We start from the raw sequence: 18240 nt of genomic DNA, 5'->3' as shown, positions 1-18240 counted from the left end.
TTCGATCCAGAATAAATTAATTCAGGATTCTGCGATGGGCTTCTTCAATAAAACCTCGAGCATGGTGGGTGCTGACGTGGGCAACCACAGCGAGTCAGGGGCCCAAATCGCCGCCAGCATCGCCGACCAGATATTGGAGCAGGCGCTCGATGCCGTCATTCGGATCGACAGCCAGAATATCGTGACCTATTTCAACCCGGCGGCGGAAACGCTCTGGGGCGTTGAGGCTGCGCAGGTCGTCGGACGCAATGTGAAGTATCTCGTACCCGAAGAGTATCGGGACAATCACGACGATTTTGTCAACAGTCACAGACGCACAGGACAAGACAAGATTGTCGGCTCCAGCCGTGAAGTTGAGATTGTTCGGCCGAATGGCGAGCGACGCTACGTTTCGCTGGCGCTCTCAAAAGTGGAAGAGCCGGGACGACCTCACGGGTACGCCGCTTTCGTGCGCGACATCACAGCGGAACGCGAACAGCGCGAGATCATCAGTCAGACTTTGGAGCAGGCGTTAGATGCTGTCGTGACGATTGATGACAACAATATCGTCACCTTCATGAACGCGGCGGCCGAACGCTTGTGGGGTTATGACCGGGGTGAAGTGCTGGGTCGAAACGTCAAAATGCTGGTCCCGAAAATCCACCAGCCCCGTCATGATGATTACGTCAACGCCAACCGGACGACGGGCCAGGACAAGATCGTGGGCACCTTCCGGGAAGTCAATCTTGAAACCAAAGGCGGCGAGGAGCTGATGGTTTCGCTGTCTCTGTCCAGGGTGAAGCTCGGCGGAAAGACGCTGTACACAGCGTTCTTGCGAGACGTGACAGAGGAAGTGAAGCAGCGAGAAGAAATTGCGATTCTGTCGCTTGTGGCGAATGAAACTGACAACTCGGTGATCATCACCAATGCTCAGGGGCATATCGAATACGTCAATCCCGGCTTTACAAAAATGACGGGTTTCACGTTCGAAGAAGTCAGGGGGAAAAAGCCCGGCGACGTGCTCCAGGGGCCCGACACCAATCCTCAGACGGTGTCGCGCGTTTCGCAATATCTAAAGGAAGAGCAGCCCTTTTATGAGGAAATCCTGAACTACACAAAGAGTGGCGAGCCGTACTGGATTTCCCTGGCTGTGAACCCTGTGCGCAATGCGCAGGGCAAGGTGATCCGCTACGTCTCCATTCAAGCCAATATCAATGCAGTCAAGCAGCAAGCCCTGGAGTTTGAAACCCGCTTGTCCGCCATCAGCGAGACCTGCGCGATCGCGGAATGGGGGGCGCCCCACCTTTCCGCCGAGATGAACCCTTATCTCAGAACCAATTGTCCGTCGGGTGCGGCGACCCAGTTGACCCATTTACTTGACCAGGATGATCTGGCGCGGATCGAGCGTGGTGATCTGGTGCGCAAGGATACGATTTTGGGCGAAGGTGAGTTGGCTCTGGACGCCGTCTTTTCCGCCGTTCGAGATATGAACGGCCATATTCTCAAATACTTGATGTTCGGTGTTGATATCACAACGCGCCGCCATGCTTTGTCCGAAGCCGACGCCGCCATGGCGGACGTAATCACATCCGGCGTTTCAATTAGTGGATTTGTGGCGGAAATCGACACCATCGCCAAGCAGACAAACCTGCTGTCGCTCAACGCGACGATCGAAGCCAGTCGCGCCGGTGACGCTGGACGAGGGTTTGCCGTGGTCGCAGCGGAAGTGCGTGAACTGTCACAACGCGCCGCGGTGACCGCCAGCAAGATTTCTGAGGTCGTCAGCGGCAATGAATCGCAGGTTCGGGCGCTCAACGAATCCTTGCAACAGTTAGCGGGGTAAAGGCGGAGCATCATGCTCCGCCTCTTTTCGCGCGATCACTGCGTCAACACCAGATAGGGCTGACCGTCCGAGGTTTTCTGCACCGAGCGGCCCTGACGATCCATCGTCACGGTCACGCGTTTTCGATAGGCGGAAAAGCTGTCGAACTTCACTACGTCCACCGCGTCGTCAAAGTCGAAACTGATCTGGTAGTGCGCGCCGTCATCGAGTTTTTTCAAGGCGTGAATGACACCGGTGAAGGGCTGGCCCAGATAGGTTCCCGCCCATTGACCGCCCATATGGTAGGGCTCGCTGGGGCGGTTGCCGACCCGGGCGTGAAGCGTGTTCCAGTCTCGGCAGCCATATTGCCGGGCGATCAGCTCGAGCGCTTCGGAATGAGTGATGAAATCGCCCTCGGTCGCCAAAGCGGCGCGCAGGCGTTTGGCCTGAGCTTTCAGCTCGGTGAGGTCGGGCAGGGTGAAGGTCGTCATGGTGTGCGCCTTTCATCAAGGCGGCCTGTTCGGCGGGGCCCGCATTGCCGCCGCGCCGCTTGATGAGCTGCACGACATGCACAAGAGAAAAGAAGACTTCACCAAAGACCAAACAGTCTCGCGGACGGCGGGCGCTTCCAGCCCAGCGGGGATTTACGCCTAGGACGGCGCCAGGTCAAGCGCTCGGATAACCGGTAAAACGCGCTCGCTCTCGGATCTGCTCTGTCCGTGACTGAAGAAAGAGGCCACACTTCATACGTGGACACCGTCAGACGAGGCCGCCCCCATGCAGCAGGCGCAAGACCTATTCAGCCATACCGTGTTTGCAGACGTGCTGGCTCTGGATGACCGGACGCCCTTCAGCGACGTGTTTGACTGGGAAGCCCAGGGCATGGCGCATCCTGTCCTGGTGGCGGGGCAGGGGCCGGGCGTTCTGTTGATGCATGAACTGCCGGGCTTCGTGCCGGAATTCTGGCGGTTGGCGCACTGGCTGGTCGCAGCGGGGTTCCGGGTCTACGCCCCTGCGCTTTACGATCCGGCCGGCGCCCCGCACGAGGAACTGGTGCAGGTGCATGGCAAGGTCGGAGGCATGGTGCGGGCCTGCATCAGCCGGGAAATCCGGCTGTTTGCGCGCACGGGCGGCTCTCCCATTTCCGACTGGTTGCGTACGCTGGCGCGCGAGATCCATGAAGAGTGCGGCGGGCCTGGCGTCGGTGCGATCGGTCTGTGCCTGACGGGTAATTTCGCCTGGTCGGTTGCGGTTGAGCCGAGCGTCATTGCGGCGGTGGCGGGTGAGCCAGCCTTGCCGTTCAACGCCGCCCAGTCCGTGCATCTTGATCGGGATGAGGCTCAGGCGCTCTCCGCGCGGGATGATCTTGAGGTGATGGCCTTGCGCTTTGATGGCGACCCGTCGTGCAAGGCCGGGCGGTTCGCCGCGTTGCAGCAGGTGCTTGGCGACAAGCTGGAGACGCGGGTGTTGCCCGATGAGGCGAAAAACCCGAACGGGAATCCGTTCCCGCACGCCGTGCTGACCAAGGACCTGATTGCCGAGGATGGCCAACCCACCTATGAAGCCGCGCGCGATGTGCTGGCGTTTCTCAGCCATCGTTTGCAGACCAACCGATAGAAGCCTCTCAGGCGTCGCCGGCGTTATCCGCGGTCAGGATGGGAGAGGAGTCAGAGACTTCGAGAGCGGGCGGAGCACTGTCGCGGATTTCGATCAGCTGGTCCCGAACGGTCATGAAGTCAGAGAGTTCGTCTGATTCCAGCCGGCGGCCCGTAGGCAGATCCAGGCTCATCGGATTGGTCGGTCTGCCGTTCAGATGCACTTCATAGTGAAGGTGCGGGCCCGTTGACCGCCCCGTGGTGCCCACATAGGCGATGATTTGACCTTGCTGGACCCGGCTGCCCGCACGGATGCCGCTGGCGAAGCCGTTCAGGTGCGCATAGGCGGTCTGATAGCCGTTGCTGTGACGAATGCGGACATAGTTGCCGAAAGAGCCGAACCGGTTGGCGCGCTCGACAATACCGGCGCCCGCCGCCATCACCGGGGTGCCGCGCGGCGCCGCAAAATCAGTGCCGTTATGGGGGCGGTTCCGGTTCAGGACCGGATGGAACCGCATGCCGAAGGACGAAGAGATGCGTGCGCCGTTGATCGGCATGCGCATCAGCAGGCGCTGAGCGCTTTCGCCTTCGCCCGTGTAATAGCCGACTTCGCCGTCTTCCATTTCATAGCGGAAATATTCCAGCGGCTCGCCGCGCCCGTCGAACACAACGTACAAGATATTGCCTGTACGGACGGTCTCGCCGCGGCTGTTCACAAATCGCTCAAAGACCACGTCAAACGGATCGCCAGGCTGCACGGTGCGGAAGTCGACGGCGAAGCCGAGAATATTGGCCAGTTCAAACACAACACGGTCCGTCGCGCCGAGCTCGATGGCGGACAGATACAGGCTGGAGCTGACCTCGCCAGTGACCCGCACCACTTCACGCTGGAGGCTGGCTGTCGCTTCGCGGGCGTGAAACTGCCCCTCGCCATCGCGAGAGACCGTCAATGTGCGTTCTTGATCGGGACGGAAAGAGAAGCCCGCCAGACGCGCTTCAGCGACGGGCGCATCCGTTGATGCGGCCAGCTGAAGCTCTGAAGCTGTGGGCGTCTCAAAAAACAATGTCAGGTCCTGACCTGCGCGCAGCAGGCGAGCGGAGAACAGCGGATCGAGCGCATTGATGGCTCGCGCAGCGTCAATGCGGTCTGCGCCGGCGTCCGCCAGCACGCTGGCGAAGGTCTGGCCACGGCGCACGGTGACGTCCCGACTTTGAACCTCAGGGCGGACGTCCGCGTTCGTGAACAGGGCGTGTTCAGACATCACTTGGCCTTGCGGCGCGTCAAAACGGCTTGGGTCGTCGGGCGTTGCTTCGGTATTGGAGGCAGGTTGCGCCGTATCGGCGGCGGTCTCGATCCGCTCGGCCTCGTCGGTCTGGGCCATGGCGGAGAGACGCGGGTCAGACTGATCGCGGCTGATCAGGAAACCGACCGTCAACAGAAGTGCTGCGCCGACGGCGATAAAAAAGATTAACGAGCGGGAACGCCGAGCATCGGCCAAGTGCACATCAAATCCGGACATGTACGCAGATTATCCCTCATTGCTCCCCAGCAGCTTGGGGATGCTAGCGCGCCTGTAACGCATCTGGAAGTGCCTTAAGCTGCAATCTTCATTCCAGTTCGGTATGGCGCGCAAAGACGTGACACAGAATTAGCTTTGTCTTTCGCATTTAGGGCGCATCGCTTAACAGGTTGCAAAGATAGTGAACGTGCGTCACCGCGCCGGGACGCAGGAAAGGGTTGTCCGTGAAGAGTGTTCTTCTGCTTGGTCTCGTATTGGGCCTTTTGCTTGTCGGGGCTGTTTGGGTCTCCGTGTATATGTGGACCAGCATGGATGGCGGGGATGTGGCGTTCAGCATCAGCTGGCATGGCTGGCTGGCGATGGGGTTGGGCGTCGTCCTGACGGCTGTGCTGGGCGTGGGACTTATGGCTTTGGTGTTCCATTCCAGTCGCAGCGGGCATGACGACCTGGACGACGGCGTCTGAGGCGCCTGATCCTGACGCAGGGCGTTAACCCTTTTTCCGGTGAGAATCGCATTAAGCATAGAGCCATGAGCACTCAGATCGCCCCCACCGCCGCCGAACTCGCAGCCTTGCTGTCCTCCCGCGTCTGTCATGACATAGCGGGACCAACCAGCGCCATGGGCGCAGCTCTCTCTGTTCTGGATGATGACAGTGCGCTGGATATGCGCGACGACGCCATTGCGTTGTTGCGTACGGGCGCCAAGCAGATCCGAGCCAAGCTGGAATATGCGCGTGTGTGTTTTGGCGCCGCCGGCTCCCGGGGCGGTGAAGTCGCTCTGTCCGAGATTCAAACTCTAGCGAATCCGATGTTTGAGGATTCCCGCCCTGATCTTGTCTGGCCGTCAGAAAACACTGCGATCAGCAAGACCGCAGCCCGTGTCCTGCTGAACCTGATCTGGATCGGTGTGGATAGCCTGCCACGGGGCGGCGAGGTGATTGTCGAAACGTCCGCCAGTGCTGACGGGGGCGCGCGTTTGCGGGTCATCGCCAAAGGCGCGCGCTTGCGGCTGGACGAAGCCTATCAGAAAGCCATTCGCGGCGAGCGTCCTGAAGACGGGTATGACGGTCGCTCCGTGCAGCCGTACTATGCTGGACTGATCGCACGTGAAAGCGGCGGTCGGGCGGAAGCCCAGCTGGAAGGCGACCGGGTTGAACTCGCGGCTTTGATCGGCCCTGAAAGCGGTCAGGTTCAGGCCGCAGAATAATTCATTACATCTTTCGTCAGAATGCGCAGGTTCCCAACCTTGCGTTAACTCTGGGCGTGACAGTCTTGGTGACAAAGCCGCTTTGTAACACCGGGGCTGACCATGGATGAATTGATCGGCGAGTTTCTCGCAGAGACGTCGGAAAGCCTCGACGTCATTGACGAAGAGCTTGTAAAATTTGAGGCGGATCCAACGGATCGCGCGACGCTGGACAACATTTTCCGGCTCTTGCACACCATCAAGGGGACGTGCGGCTTCCTGGGTCTGGAAAGACTGGAAGCCATCGCCCATGCCGGGGAAACCCTGCTGGGCAAGTTCCGCGACGGTGACATGATTGCGGACTCCACGGCGGTGACTGTGGTCCTCAAATCGCTTGACCGGATCAAAGAGATCACAAACGGCCTCGAACAAAACGGCGTTGAGCCAGCGGGCGAAGACCGTGACCTGATTGAGCGCCTTGAAGCGCTCTCCATGGGCAAGGGTGATCCGGGAGAGGCTGGCGGCGCTGCTGCTCCGGTTGCTGAAGCGGCGCCAGAACCGGAAGTTCAACCTGAACCCGAACCTGAGCCGGAACCCGAGCCAGAAATAATGGCGGAAGACGCGCCGGCGGGCTTTGACGCCGATCTGGGGCGTGATCTGCGCCCGGGTGAAGTGTCGCTGGCGGATCTGGAAGCCGCATTCATGTCAACGCCGGGCCCGGAATTTGAGGCGGAGGCTGAAGCTGAAGTTGAAGCCGAGTCCGATAATGACGCCGAAGCGGAAGAGCACGAGGCCGAGGTGAAGGCCGAGGCTGAGCCTGCGCCCAAAGCGGCGGCCGCTCCGGCTGCGGCGAACAAAGCGCCCGCCAATGATGATGCTGGGCAGCAGACCTCGCACAGGTCCCAGGCAACGATCCGCGTGAATGTGGATACGCTTGAAAACCTGATGACGACGGTGTCCGAACTGGTCCTGGCGCGGAACCAGCTGCATCAGATTGTCCGTGATTCAGACGATTCAGCCCTGAAAACACCGCTTCAACGTCTGTCCTCTGTCACGGCGGAACTGCAAGACGGTGTGATGAAGACCCGCATGCAGCCGGTCGGCGACGCCTGGCGCAAGCTGCCGCGCATCGTGCGCGATGTCAGTCAGGAGGTCGGCAAGAAGATTCGCCTGATCCAGGAAGGCGAAGACACTGAATTAGACCGTCAGGTTCTGGAGCTGATCCGTGACCCGCTGACCCACATGATCCGCAATTCCTGCGATCATGGCCTGGAGACCCCCGAAGAACGGGTGGCCGCCGGCAAGAGCGAAATGGGCACTGTGAAGCTGTCCGCCTATCACGAAGGCGGCGCCATCATCATGAAGATCATTGATGACGGCCGGGGCCTCAACGCAGAGAAAATCCGGCAAAAGGTTCTTGAAAAGGGCCTCGCCACCGAAAGCGAACTCGAAACGATGAGCGAAGCGCAAATCCAGCGCTTCATCTTCGCTCCGGGCTTCTCGACGGCTGCCGCTGTCACCAACCTGTCCGGCCGCGGCGTCGGCATGGATGTGGTGCGCACCAATATCGAGCAGATCGGCGGCTCCATTGATCTGTTCTCCGAACAGGGCAAAGGCACGACCTTCACGATCAAGATCCCGCTGACGCTCGCGATCGTCTCCGCTCTGATCGTGAAATCGGGCGATCAGCGCTTCGCAGCGCCTCAGCTCTCCGTGCGTGAACTGGTGCGGGTCGGTGCGGGTTCATCTGTGGCGGTCGAGACCCTGAACGGCGCCAACATGATCCGCCTGCGTGACAGGCTGCTGCCGGTCATCGCCTTGACCGAAGTGCTGAACACGGCGCCGCACACCTCGGCTGAGGAAATGACGGGCTATGTGATCGTGCTCGAAGCGGCGGGACGCAAGATCGGCCTTGTGGTTGATGACGTTCTGGACACCGAAGAGATTGTGGTCAAACCGCTCTCCGGGCCGCTGCGCAGCATCAATGTCTTCTCCGGAGCCACCATTCTCGGCGATGGTTCGGTGATCATGATCCTTGATCCCAACGGCCTGGCCCAGGAAACGTCATCCGCAGAAGACGAAGAGAAGAGCGAAGCGGCAAGCGAGGAAGCCGCAGCCGCCGAAGCGGCCAACGGCCGACAGCGTCTGTTGCTGGTGCGCGCCGGCGGAGAAGAACCCAAAGCGGTTCCCGTCAGCCTCATCACGCGTCTGGAAGACTTTGAATCCAACACCATCGAGCAGACCGACGGCCGTTTCGTGGTTCAGTATCGAGGGCGCCTGTTGCCTCTGGCGCATGCTGGCGGCATGGACACCTTCAAGACCGAAGGTCGACAGCCGGTTCTGGTGTTCGCCGAAGACGGCCGCTCTGCGGGCGTGGCCGTGGACGAAATTCTCGATGTTGTGGAAGAGCGTCTCGACCTGGAAATGGGCTCCGAGCGTCCTGGCGTGATCGGCTCCGCCATCATCAAGGGCAAAGCCACTGAAGTGCTTGATATCGCCTGGCACATGCAACGCGCCTGGGCGGGCGCGCCGCAGCGCAAGGGCCGCACCGGCACGGGCCGCAATGCCGTCTTGCTGGTGGAGGCGGACGCCTTCTCCCGGCGCATGCTGGCCCCGCTTCTGGCGGCGGCGGGCTATGACGTCACGGTCGCCGGCGGTCTGCATGAAGCGCGCGACGCTGCGACAATGGGCGCGGAATACGATGTGCTGGTCGGTGATCCGGCTGCACTTGCGCGTCTTCAGGAAGAAGGCGTTTACACCAATGTGCCTAGACTGGGCGTGGGTGAGCACGATTACGCGACGCCGAGTGATGGTTTTGTCGCCATCATGCCGGCCGGGGATCGCGGCGGCCTGATTGCAGCGCTGGACCAAGCAGCGCGCAGCGCGGCCTAAAGGAGAACAGGCATGTCTGTTGAAGATAGCTTCGAATACGTCACGGTCCGGATCGGCGATCAGCTGTTCGGCGTCGAAGTTAAGCAGATCCGGGAGGTGTTTTCTCCGCAGGATGTCACGTCTGTGCCCCGGGCTCCGGGCGAGATCGCCGGTCTTTTGAACCTGCGTGGCCGTATCGTCACCGCCGTGGACGCGCGCCATCGTCTGGGCTTGCCGCCGCGTGAACCTGGAGCCTCGGCCATGGCGCTGGGTCTTGAGGAAGGCACCGAGCTGTTTGGCGTGCTGGTGGATCAGGTTGGTGAAGTGATGCGGCTGAAACCCGATACGCTCGAGCCGACGCCTGCACACCTCGATCCGCAATGGCGCGCCTTGCTCAAAGGGGTGCACCGCTTGGAAAAAGATCTGTTGGCTGTTCTGGACATCAGAGCGTTGATCGCCTGGCAAGCCGGTCTTGCGGCTTAATCGAGGAGCTTGGGTATGAAGACCTGCCTTGTAGTGGATGACAGCCGGGTGATCCGGAAAGTGGCGCGGAAAATCGTTGAAGATCTCGGCTTCACGTGTGAAGAGGCGGCTGACGGTCAGCAGGCTCTGGATTTTTGCAAGAAAACCATGCCGGATGCGGTGCTTCTGGACTGGAACATGCCGGTCATGAACGGGCTCGACTTCCTGATCAAACTGCGTGAAGAGCCGAATGGGAAGAAGCCGGTCGTGGTGTTCTGCACCACTGAAAACGACATGTCCCACATCACTCAGGCGCTGCGCGCAGGTGCTGATGAATACGTCATGAAGCCGTTTGACGGCGACATCATCGAATCCAAATTTGCTGAGACCGGCCTGGTCTAGAACGGATGCTTGCGTGAGCGTTTCTCCATCTCCAGCCGGCCGGAGCGGTTTGCCCAGCGTCCTGATCATTGACGATAGCGCCGTCGTGCGCGGTCTGGTCTCTCGCTGGATTGAAGCCGATTCCAGATTACAGGTGGCGGCGACTTGCGCGGACGGCGAAGTCGGCGTGCGCAAGGCGGCGGAGCTGCAGCCGGACATTGTCGTGCTCGACATCGAAATGCCGCGCATGGACGGATTGACCGCGCTTCCGCAAATCCTCAAGGCCTGCCCCAAAGCCAAGGTGGTGATGGCGTCGACGCTGACCATGAAGGGCGGCGAAATCACCATGCGCGCCCTGTCACTCGGCGCGGCGGATTATGCGCCCAAGCCCGAGGCGGGCCGTGTGGCCGGGGCGGAAGCGTATCGCAAGGAATTGCTCGACAAGCTGGTCGCGCTCAGCCCGCGTTCCGCAGGTTTTGCGCCGCGCCCGGTGGCGGCGCGTGCAGCGGCGCCGCGTCCTGTTGCGCCGGCGCGCAAGCCCAGCTTGATCGCCATTGGCTCTTCGACCGGCGGTCCCCAGGCGCTGCGTGAAGTCATCGCCGCATTGCCGCGCGACATCAAAGTTCCCATTGTCATCACCCAGCACATGCCCAAGTTGTTCACCGCCATCCTGGCTGAACACCTCAGCAAGCTTGGACTGCCAGCGACCGAAGCCAAGGAAGGCGAGCCGCTGCGTCCCGGGCGCATCTATCTGGCGCCTGGTGATTTCCACATGACATTGCGGTCGGCCAATGGGGTGATCAGCGCCCATATTGACCAATCCCCGCCCGTGAATTTCTGCCGTCCCGCCGTGGATCCGCTGTTCAACAGCTGCGCCAAGGTCGCCGGCAATGGCGTGCTCGCTGTTGTGTTGACCGGTATGGGCCATGACGGGCGCGACGGCGCTCGCACCATCCGCGAAGCCGGCGGCCAGGTGATCGCTCAGGACCAGGCGTCCAGCGTGGTCTGGGGCATGCCCGGCGCCGTGGCCGAAGCGGGACTCGCAGACCAGATCTTAAGCCTGAAAGACATTGGCCCGGAGCTGACCCGGCGCCTGAAAGGATCGCTATGAGCGCTCTGCCTTCCCATAAGTTTGACTTTCTTTGTCAGGATGTCCGCAAGCGTTCCGGCCTGGTTCTGGGGCAGGAAAAAGCCTATCTGGTCGATAGTCGGCTAGGCCCGCTTGCACGGAAGGAAGGCTTTGCGTCTGTCGAAGCGTTGATCGACGCCATGATGCGCGGCGATACCCGGGTCTGTGTGGCCGCTAGCGAAGCCCTGGCGACGCATGAAACGTTCTTCTTCCGTGACAAGACGCCGTTTGAGCTGTTTGAAAACGTCATTGCTCCCGCGCTGAAGTCAGCGCGTATGGGACGCTCCTTGAAGGTCTGGTGCGCGGCGGCGTCTTCCGGGCAGGAGCCGTATTCCCTGGGCATGCTGCTGGACGAGATTCCAGGATTGAACGCAGACATTCTGGCGACCGATATGAGCGCGCCCGTTCTGGAGAAGGCCAAGGCTGGCATCTACACGCAGTTTGAAGTGCAGCGCGGTTTGCCGATCCAGCGTCTGGTGAAGAATTTTGATCAGGTGGGGGATTCCTGGCGGATCAAACCCCAACTGCGTCAGAAGGTGCGTTTTGAGCAGGCCAATTTGCTGGATGACTTTTCCCGTTTTGGCCGCATGGACGTGATTTTCTGCCGTAATGTGCTGATCTATTTCGATATCCAGACCAAGGCAGCAATCCTGGATCGGTTGGCGTCACTGCTGGCGGATGACGGCTTCTTGCTGCTGGGCGCTGCGGAGACAGTTGTGGGGCTGACCGACAATCTGCGCCCGATCAGTGGTCATCGTGGATTATACGCGAAGCCGGCGATGGCGGCGAAGCTGACCAACGCCGCATAAGGTTGCGTCACCAGCGCGCGTGCAGGCCGATACCAAGGAAGTGTTCGTCTTCCTCCCAGTCTTCGCGGCCAAGATGAAATTCCCGCTGTTCGCGCACATAGCCGAAACTGGCGTGAGCGCGGTCTGAGAGTTTGACAGCGACGCCCAGATGGGTGTCGCCGATCACGGTTTCAGACGAGAAGGGCGCGACGGTGTATTCACGCAGGCTTCCGGGCGACAGCGCATAACTCTCACGGCCTGCGCCGCCGACAATCCACCATTGCGGCTCGGCTGCGCCGGTGTCCGGCGTCACGCGCACCTGAATGCCCAGCGCGGTCGCAGACCAGCCATCCCCAGACTCAGAGCGAGCCCGCGGCGTAACAGCGAAGCCTTCCATAGAGGTCTCAGGCGTTTGGGAATTGGAACGAGGCGTGAAAGTCTGTGCTCTGTTAGCCGGCGACAGGATCGCATTGGCGACCCGTCGGGAGGCGTCAGAAATACGTAAATCGCGATAAAAATCAGGATTTTGAAGTGAGGCGGGGTTGAGCCGCGGCGAGGGGAGAGAGTGACCGGTCAGTTCGGAGCTGAGATCGTGGGCTGGCGCATTGGGCGCAGCGCCCGGAACAAAAGCCGCAAAAAGCCCGCTGCCGCCAATGATCGCAGCCAGACTCAATTCCAATATGCGACGCCCCGTCATAGACCTGCCCAAGTCATTTGTCCCCCCAAAGTATTAATACCTCGGTAACTTATTGGGGCAAGTTAAAACTCTCCTGACAGGCGTACCGCGCCTTTAAGGGGCAGACGTCAGGCTGAATGCGACCGGCCCTACTGGGCGCGCTGACGCATCTGGCTTGCGATTTCATCCATCTCGGCTTGCTCGGCGGCCTTGAGCGTATCCTGGATGCGGAGCAAACGCCGCTCTTCAAGCAATTCGTATTTCTTGAGATCGGCGAAGGCCGTTTCCAGACGCCCGCGCAATTCATCCGCCTGAGCGTCGACTTCACCCAAGGATGTGCGCAGCTTGTCCTTGCGCTGGATCACCGAGCGCGCATAGCTGCCATAAGCGAGATAGCCGTCGCGATTTTCCTCCGCGATCGCTTGCTCTTCCGGAACGCTTTCCTCAAGCCGGTCGATCTGGTCGTTGATCGAGGCGCGGGCGCGTTCGATCTCGGCCATTTGCTTTTGCAGTTCTTCCACTTTGAACCGGGCCAGCCGGATCAGCGGTGCGTGTGAACGTGTCGCCATGTCTTATCCCTATCCATCACCCAATATCCCGGCCAGGTTTGCGAAACTCTCGTCAATGGACGTGGTTTCGTCTTTTCCCTGTCCCAGGAATGCTTCAAGCGGTTCATTGACCGCGATCGCCCGGTCCACCTCCGGGTTCGATCCGCTGGAATAGGCTCCCAGTCGGATCAGCTCCTCCATGTCCGCATAGGCGGCGAGGAGTTTTCGTGCTTCACGCGCGAGCGGCGCCTCTTCGGGCGCGTACACTTCGGGCGCAGAGCGAGAAATCGATTTCAGAACGTCGATCGCGGGAAAGCGTCCGCGCTCGGCGATGGCCCGGCTCATTACGATATGGCCGTCCAGAATACCGCGGACCGCGTCCGCGATGGGTTCGTTATGATCGTCGCCGTCCACCAGCACGGTGAACAGGCCAGTGATCGTGCCGGTTCCCTTGGGGCCGGGGCCTGCGCGCTCCAGCAGCCCGGGCAGTTCGGCGAACACCGAAGGCGTATAGCCGCGCGTGGTCGGCGGCTCGCCGGCGGCCAGGCCGATCTCGCGCTGCGCCAGAGCGAAGCGTGTGACTGAATCCATCAGGCACAGAACGTTCAGGCCCTGGTCTCGAAAATACTCCGCCGTCGCCATGGTCGTATAACAGGCCCGGCGGCGCGCCAGCGCGGGCGCGTCAGAGGTCTCGGTGATCACGACAGAGCGCGCCCGGCCTTCGGGGCCCAGCACATCCTCGACGAATTCACGCGCTTCGCGACCCCGTTCGCCGATCAGACCAATGACGATGACATCGGCTTCAGAGCCGCGCGCCAGCATGGACATCAGCACGGATTTGCCGACACCAGAGCCGGCGAAGACGCCCAGACGCTGGCCCAGCCGCATGGGCGTGAAGACATTCATGGCGCGCACGCCCAGGTCCAGCCGGTCACCCAGGCGCTGGCGCGTGTGCGCGCTGGGCGGACGGCCCTTCAGCGCATATTCGACATCGCCCTCGGGCAGAAACCCCAGCCCATCCTGAGGGCGGCAGAAACTGTCCATCACCCGGCCCAGCCAGGCCTTGTGCGGTCGTATAGCGGCCCCGCGCGGATCGAGGGTCGCAATGGCGCCCGGCCGCACGCCCGTCAGGTCGTCATAGGCCATCATCAGGGCGGTTTCGCCCCGGAAGCCGACGACCTCGAAACTCGCTTTCACAGGACCATCAAGATGTGCGCGTGCGCCCAGGGTCAGCGCCATCGCCGGCCCCTCCGCCTCGACCAACAGGCCGTTGACCGCTGATACGCGGCCTTTGAACGTTCGGGTCTCCAGATTGGAGATCCGGTCGATCAGGCTATCCACCGCACTTCTCGCGTTAGCTTGCGGGCGTTTTGCCCGTCTTGAACCCCTGCTTAACCCAAACGCGGTTTCAGCCGCGTAAACGTCGATGCGAAAATGCGCGAACCGCAGCAGCAAGAAACTACCGTAGCGCTGTTTTCTTTTGAGTGTGAACGGCTATGTTCCCTTCAGCTGCAAGGGCCGACGTGACGCGCTGATGCGACCACGCGCCCGGTTGCGAGCTGTTACGCCGCTGATCTAGGCTTTTTGAAAGCTCTGGCGCGCGTTCGAGAGGCCGCCAGTCGGCGGCCCTCACTTGTTCACATCGCTGGCGCAAACGCCGCCGCCGAGTATTCGACGACGAGGAAGCCACATGTCGCTCAACGCCAAGACTGTGCGCATCGCAGGATCGCGCCCGAAGAAAAAAGCCGTTTCGCGTCAAAACAAAGACAATCTTTATGCGCGTATCGACGAGAGCAAGTTCAATCGCTACGTCGTCCATGATCTGCCGCGCTATCGTAAATATCTCGACGAAGGCGGAGCGGCGATCTATTCCGCTGACGAACTGGACGCGTTGGAAGAGGCGGGGGTGTCGGATCGTCTGCCGCCGCGCGCGACCGGATATTATCTCGATCTCGCCAAACGCTCGGATGCGGTCAAGAACCTCATCAAGGCGCGCCCCGAGGAGATGGATGATCTGTCAGGCGAGGCGGATCCGTCCAACCAGCTCAAATACAGCCCCATCCCCGGCTTGCTGCATAAATACGAGCTGTGCCTCGTCTATGTGGTGCGCACTTGTTCAAGCTGGTGCCGGTATTGCTACCGGTCTGATTTCCTGACTGGGAAGACAGGCAAGGACACTGCCTCGATCCATGAGGTGAAGGACTATATCGAGACCCATAACGCCAAGGTCGAACGCGGTGAGATCACCGATAAACCCAAAGTGCGCGAAGTGCTGTTGTCGGGCGGCGACCCGATGGTGCTGTCTAACCGGAACCTGTTTGACTATTTGAACGGGCTGGCGGAAGCCGGGGTCGAGGTCATCCGCATCGGCACCAAGGAAATGGCGTTTTTTCCTGAGCGCTTTGACGACAATTTCTTTGAGATGCTGGACCTCTTCCATGAAGTGCACCCCAATGTGTTGGTCGCCTTCATGGTCCATTTTACCCATGCGGATGAGTTTCTCCGCCTCGATGAAGCGGGCGGTTATGTGCGCGATGAGCGTGGCGGCTATCTGCGCAACCCGCTGGTTGAGCGCGCGGCGACACGGCTCAAGGCGCGCCCCTTTGTGACGCTTGAGAACCAGACCCCGATTATTGACGGGGTGAATGACGACGCGGACGCATTGCGCCTGATGCAGCGTGAGCTCAAGCGCATGGGCGTCAACAACCACTATTTCTTCCAGTGCCGCGAGATTGAAGGCTTCCGCGCCTTCGCTGTGCCGGTGGAGACAGCCTGGAAACTGCATGCCGACAGTCAGCACGGCTTGTCAGGGATCGAGCGTTCGCGCTTCGCCCTGTCCACCGAGGCGGGCAAGATGGAGATGGTCTCCGTCATCGACGGAGATGAGCGCCTGCGCGCGCTGGGCGGCGAGCTTGGCGAAGCGCTGGCGGACGGCCTGGTGATCTTCCGCCTGCACCGCACGCCATACTCGGATCGGCAGAGCGATATCGTCATCGCACGGCGCAATCCGGACGCTTTGTGGATCAGCGGATACGAGGACCGCATCCTTTATGACGGCCGTGTTCGGGACGCTGGCGACAAATGGGCGCCCTTGCTGGCGGCGCTTGCTCCGGCGCTGTTGCAGGCGGCGGAATAGGGCTGAATTTTTCCGAGTTTTCCACGATTTTGAAAAAGCGTCCGCGGGGGTCCTGCGGGCGCTTTTTTACGATTCGTGAGTTTTTTCATGAAAAACCAAGCTCATGATTAAAATAGGATTTATGGTGCGACTCGGTGCGCAGGACTCGATTCCATTCCTCGAGTCAAACAGTCGTTAACTTCCCATAAGGGTTTCTCGCCTCTGATAGCGAACAAGGTTAACGGTTGTGACGTCGTACGAAAGCGGTGATTCGTGCGTCGGACATGGGAGGGAACCGATGCGGGTTCTGCTGATCGAAGATGATCGCGCGACAGCGCAAGGTATCGAGCTGATGTTGAAGTCCGAGGGCTTCAACACGTATGTGACGGACCTTGGCGAAGAGGGTGTCGATCTCGGCAAACTCTATGACTATGACATCATTCTTCTGGATCTAAATCTTCCGGACATGCCGGGTTTTGACGTGCTCAAAACCCTGCGCGTGGCCAAGGTGGATACGCCGATCCTGATCCTTTCGGGCAATGCTGACATCGACAATAAGGTGCGCGGCCTTGGCTCGGGCGCTGACGACTACATGACCAAGCCCTTCCACAAGGAAGAGCTGATCGCCCGCATCCACGCTGTGGTGCGCCGCTCCAAAGGTCACTCCCAGTCGATCATCAAGACGGGCGACATCGCCGTGAACCTCGACGCGAAAACCGTCGAAGTGAACAGCCAGCGCGTGCACCTGACCGGCAAGGAATACCAGATGCTGGAGCTGCTCTCGCTGCGTAAGGGCACGACCCTGACCAAGGAAATGTTCCTCAACCATCTGTATGGCGGCATGGACGAGCCGGAGCTGAAGATCATCGACGTCTTCATCTGCAAACTGCGCAAGAAGCTCGCATCGGCCACCAATGGCGACCACCATATCGAAACGGTCTGGGGCCGCGGCTATGTGCTGCGCGACCCGGCTGACGAGATCAGCGCCGCCAGCGCCTAGTCTCTAATCAAGTCTGATTGAAAAAGCCCCGGGCTCTATGGCGCGGGGCTTTTTCGTGCGTGCCTGACACGTACAATGGTATGGGGCATGCGTGCGCCGTTTCCCGTTGACTCGGGCTGTTTCCAGCCCGGCAGGATGTCTGATGATTGCTCCCACGCCTATTCACGCCTTTGATGTTTCAGATGTTGGCGTCGCCAGCGCCGTGAGCGATCTGCAAGCTGTGTCGCCGGGGCGCGGATATCGCTGGGTGCATCTCGATCTGGCTGACGTGGAAGCCTTTGCCTGGATCGCGGAACAGGCCGACCCTGTGGTGGCCGATGCGTTGATGCGCACGGATACGCGGCCGCGCATGTCTGAACACGCTGACGGCATGATCCTGATGATGCGCGGAGTCAATCTGAACCCCAACTCAGACCCTGAAGACATGGTCTCGCTGCGGCTCTGGGTGACAGAGGGGCTTGTGATCACCACGCGGATGCGCCGACTGGTAGCGGTCGCCGAGATCGCTGAGCGTATGTCTGGGGGCGCAGGCCCCGCCACGCCCGCCGAGCTGGTGTGCGCCCTGGCGCAGGGGCTCACAGCACGCATGGAGCCGGTGCTGGAGGCGCTGGTTGATGAAATCGACGATCTTGAAGAGCGCAGCGTGGACCGGGCGTCCAGGCTGCGCGGCGAACTGGCTGACATAAGGCGGACCACCATTGCCCTCAGGCGCTATCTGGCGCCGCAACGTGATATTCTGGCGCGCCTGTCGCTTGAGGATGTGGGGCCCTTGCATCACCCCCATGTGCGCGTGACCTTGCGTGAAACAGCCGACCGGCTCGCGCGACTGGTGGAAGAGCTCGACATGGTCCGCGAGCGCAGCTCCATCCTCAATGATCAGATGGTGGATGCCCGGGCTGAAGAGATGAACGCCGCCATGTTGCTCTTGAGCGTCGTCGCCGCCGTGTTCTTGCCGCTAGGCTTCCTGACGGGGCTGTTGGGAATCAATGTGGGCGGCCTGCCTGGCGCGCACTGGCCCTACGCTTTTGCGCTGGTGTGTTCGGCCTGCCTGGGGTTGGCGGGCGGTCTGGTCTGGTGGTTTCGCCGCAAGGGCTGGCTCTAGAAGGGTGCTTTGGGCGCCAATGAGCGCGCCGAGGCGCTTAAACAGTCTCAGGGAAAGCGCGTGCCG

At 60.7% G+C, this 18240-nt stretch carries 18 protein-coding genes; 13 read left to right on the top strand and 5 right to left on the bottom strand.

Annotation, left to right across the window (positions count from 1 at the left end):
• Window positions 1-34: 34 nt before the first annotated feature.
• Window positions 35-1822 (top strand): PAS domain S-box protein, encoded by a 1788-nt coding sequence (locus ACP154_RS02610; protein WP_421857151.1) that lies wholly within the window; start codon window positions 35-37, stop codon window positions 1820-1822.
• A gap of 35 nt (window positions 1823-1857) precedes the next feature.
• Here ACP154_RS02610 and ACP154_RS02605 read toward each other — a convergent pair whose 3' ends face one another.
• The gene (locus ACP154_RS02605; protein WP_421857153.1) at window positions 1858-2292 is read right to left on the bottom strand and encodes a glyoxalase superfamily protein; all 435 of its coding nucleotides are present in this window, start codon (window positions 2290-2292) and stop codon (window positions 1858-1860) included.
• On the opposite strand from ACP154_RS02605, the gene ACP154_RS02600 reads away from it, so the two are divergent.
• Both ACP154_RS02600 and ACP154_RS02595 read left to right on the top strand, forming a co-directional pair.
• Window positions 2291-2455 carry a hypothetical protein gene (locus ACP154_RS02600; protein ID WP_166643722.1) on the top strand — a complete coding sequence of 55 codons (165 nt, stop codon included), beginning with the start codon at window positions 2291-2293 and terminating at the stop codon, window positions 2453-2455. The two genes, ACP154_RS02605 and ACP154_RS02600, sit on opposite strands and share 2 nt — an antisense overlap.
• 123 nt (window positions 2456-2578) lie before the next feature.
• Entirely contained in the window at window positions 2579-3418 is an 840-nt protein-coding gene (locus tag ACP154_RS02595) for a dienelactone hydrolase family protein (RefSeq protein WP_421857155.1), read from the top strand.
• 7 nt (window positions 3419-3425) lie between these two features.
• On the opposite strand, the gene ACP154_RS02590 is transcribed toward ACP154_RS02595, so the two are convergent.
• Window positions 3426-4916, bottom strand: a complete 1491-nt coding sequence (locus tag ACP154_RS02590; protein ID WP_421857157.1) for a peptidoglycan DD-metalloendopeptidase family protein — start codon at window positions 4914-4916, stop codon at window positions 3426-3428.
• A gap of 224 nt (window positions 4917-5140) precedes the next feature.
• On the opposite strand from ACP154_RS02590, the gene ACP154_RS02585 reads away from it, so the two are divergent.
• From ACP154_RS02585 to ACP154_RS02555, 7 genes are all read left to right on the top strand, one after another.
• Complete coding sequence (locus ACP154_RS02585; protein WP_107713583.1) at window positions 5141-5380, top strand: hypothetical protein; 240 nt, start codon at window positions 5141-5143, stop codon at window positions 5378-5380.
• Window positions 5381-5445: 65 nt separating this feature from the next.
• A complete protein-coding gene (locus ACP154_RS02580) occupies window positions 5446-6123 on the top strand; it encodes a histidine phosphotransferase family protein (RefSeq protein WP_107711521.1) in 678 nt (225 codons plus the stop codon).
• A gap of 102 nt (window positions 6124-6225) precedes the next feature.
• Window positions 6226-8994 carry a chemotaxis protein CheW gene (locus tag ACP154_RS02575; RefSeq protein WP_421857159.1) on the top strand — a complete coding sequence of 923 codons (2769 nt, stop codon included), beginning with the start codon at window positions 6226-6228 and terminating at the stop codon, window positions 8992-8994.
• Window positions 8995-9006: 12 nt separating this feature from the next.
• Window positions 9007-9456: a chemotaxis protein CheW gene (locus tag ACP154_RS02570; RefSeq protein WP_107711519.1), complete on the top strand. Its 450-nt coding sequence runs from the start codon at window positions 9007-9009 to the stop codon at window positions 9454-9456.
• A gap of 15 nt (window positions 9457-9471) precedes the next feature.
• The gene (locus tag ACP154_RS02565; RefSeq protein ID WP_107711518.1) at window positions 9472-9837 is read left to right on the top strand and encodes a response regulator; all 366 of its coding nucleotides are present in this window, start codon (window positions 9472-9474) and stop codon (window positions 9835-9837) included.
• Between the two features lie 13 nt (window positions 9838-9850).
• Entirely contained in the window at window positions 9851-10927 is a 1077-nt protein-coding gene (locus tag ACP154_RS02560; RefSeq protein WP_421857162.1) for a protein-glutamate methylesterase/protein-glutamine glutaminase, read from the top strand.
• Window positions 10924-11754, top strand: coding sequence for a CheR family methyltransferase (locus ACP154_RS02555; protein WP_421857164.1), 831 nt, complete (start codon window positions 10924-10926; stop codon window positions 11752-11754). The genes ACP154_RS02560 and ACP154_RS02555 overlap by 4 nt, the downstream gene beginning before the upstream one ends.
• Window positions 11755-11761: 7 nt before the next feature.
• On the opposite strand, the gene ACP154_RS02550 is transcribed toward ACP154_RS02555, so the two are convergent.
• From ACP154_RS02550 to fliI, 3 genes are all read right to left on the bottom strand, one after another.
• Complete coding sequence (locus ACP154_RS02550; RefSeq protein ID WP_421857166.1) at window positions 11762-12430, bottom strand: hypothetical protein; 669 nt, start codon at window positions 12428-12430, stop codon at window positions 11762-11764.
• Between the two features lie 128 nt (window positions 12431-12558).
• Window positions 12559-12978, bottom strand: coding sequence for a flagellar export protein FliJ (fliJ, locus tag ACP154_RS02545; protein WP_107711515.1), 420 nt, complete (start codon window positions 12976-12978; stop codon window positions 12559-12561).
• Between the two features lie 9 nt (window positions 12979-12987).
• Window positions 12988-14298 (bottom strand): flagellar protein export ATPase FliI, encoded by a 1311-nt coding sequence (gene fliI, locus ACP154_RS02540; RefSeq protein ID WP_421857168.1) that lies wholly within the window; start codon window positions 14296-14298, stop codon window positions 12988-12990.
• A 349-nt stretch (window positions 14299-14647) separates the two neighbouring features.
• Here fliI and ACP154_RS02535 point away from each other — a divergent pair, with 349 nt between their 5' ends.
• The 3 genes from ACP154_RS02535 (at window position 14648) to ACP154_RS02525 (ending at window position 18174) form a co-directional block, all read left to right on the top strand.
• The gene (locus tag ACP154_RS02535) at window positions 14648-16093 is read left to right on the top strand and encodes a KamA family radical SAM protein (protein ID WP_421857170.1); all 1446 of its coding nucleotides are present in this window, start codon (window positions 14648-14650) and stop codon (window positions 16091-16093) included.
• Window positions 16094-16370: 277 nt separating this feature from the next.
• Window positions 16371-17072 carry a response regulator transcription factor CtrA gene (gene ctrA, locus ACP154_RS02530; protein WP_022701410.1) on the top strand — a complete coding sequence of 234 codons (702 nt, stop codon included), beginning with the start codon at window positions 16371-16373 and terminating at the stop codon, window positions 17070-17072.
• A 142-nt stretch (window positions 17073-17214) separates the two neighbouring features.
• Window positions 17215-18174 carry a zinc transporter ZntB gene (locus ACP154_RS02525; protein WP_421857172.1) on the top strand — a complete coding sequence of 320 codons (960 nt, stop codon included), beginning with the start codon at window positions 17215-17217 and terminating at the stop codon, window positions 18172-18174.
• Window positions 18175-18240 lie beyond the last annotated feature (66 nt).

The organism is Oceanicaulis sp., assembly GCF_965249665.1.
Lineage (GTDB): Bacteria > Pseudomonadota > Alphaproteobacteria > Caulobacterales > Maricaulaceae > Oceanicaulis.
Note: the sequence above shows the minus strand (reverse complement) of the source record. Positions and strands in the feature narration are given on the sequence as shown.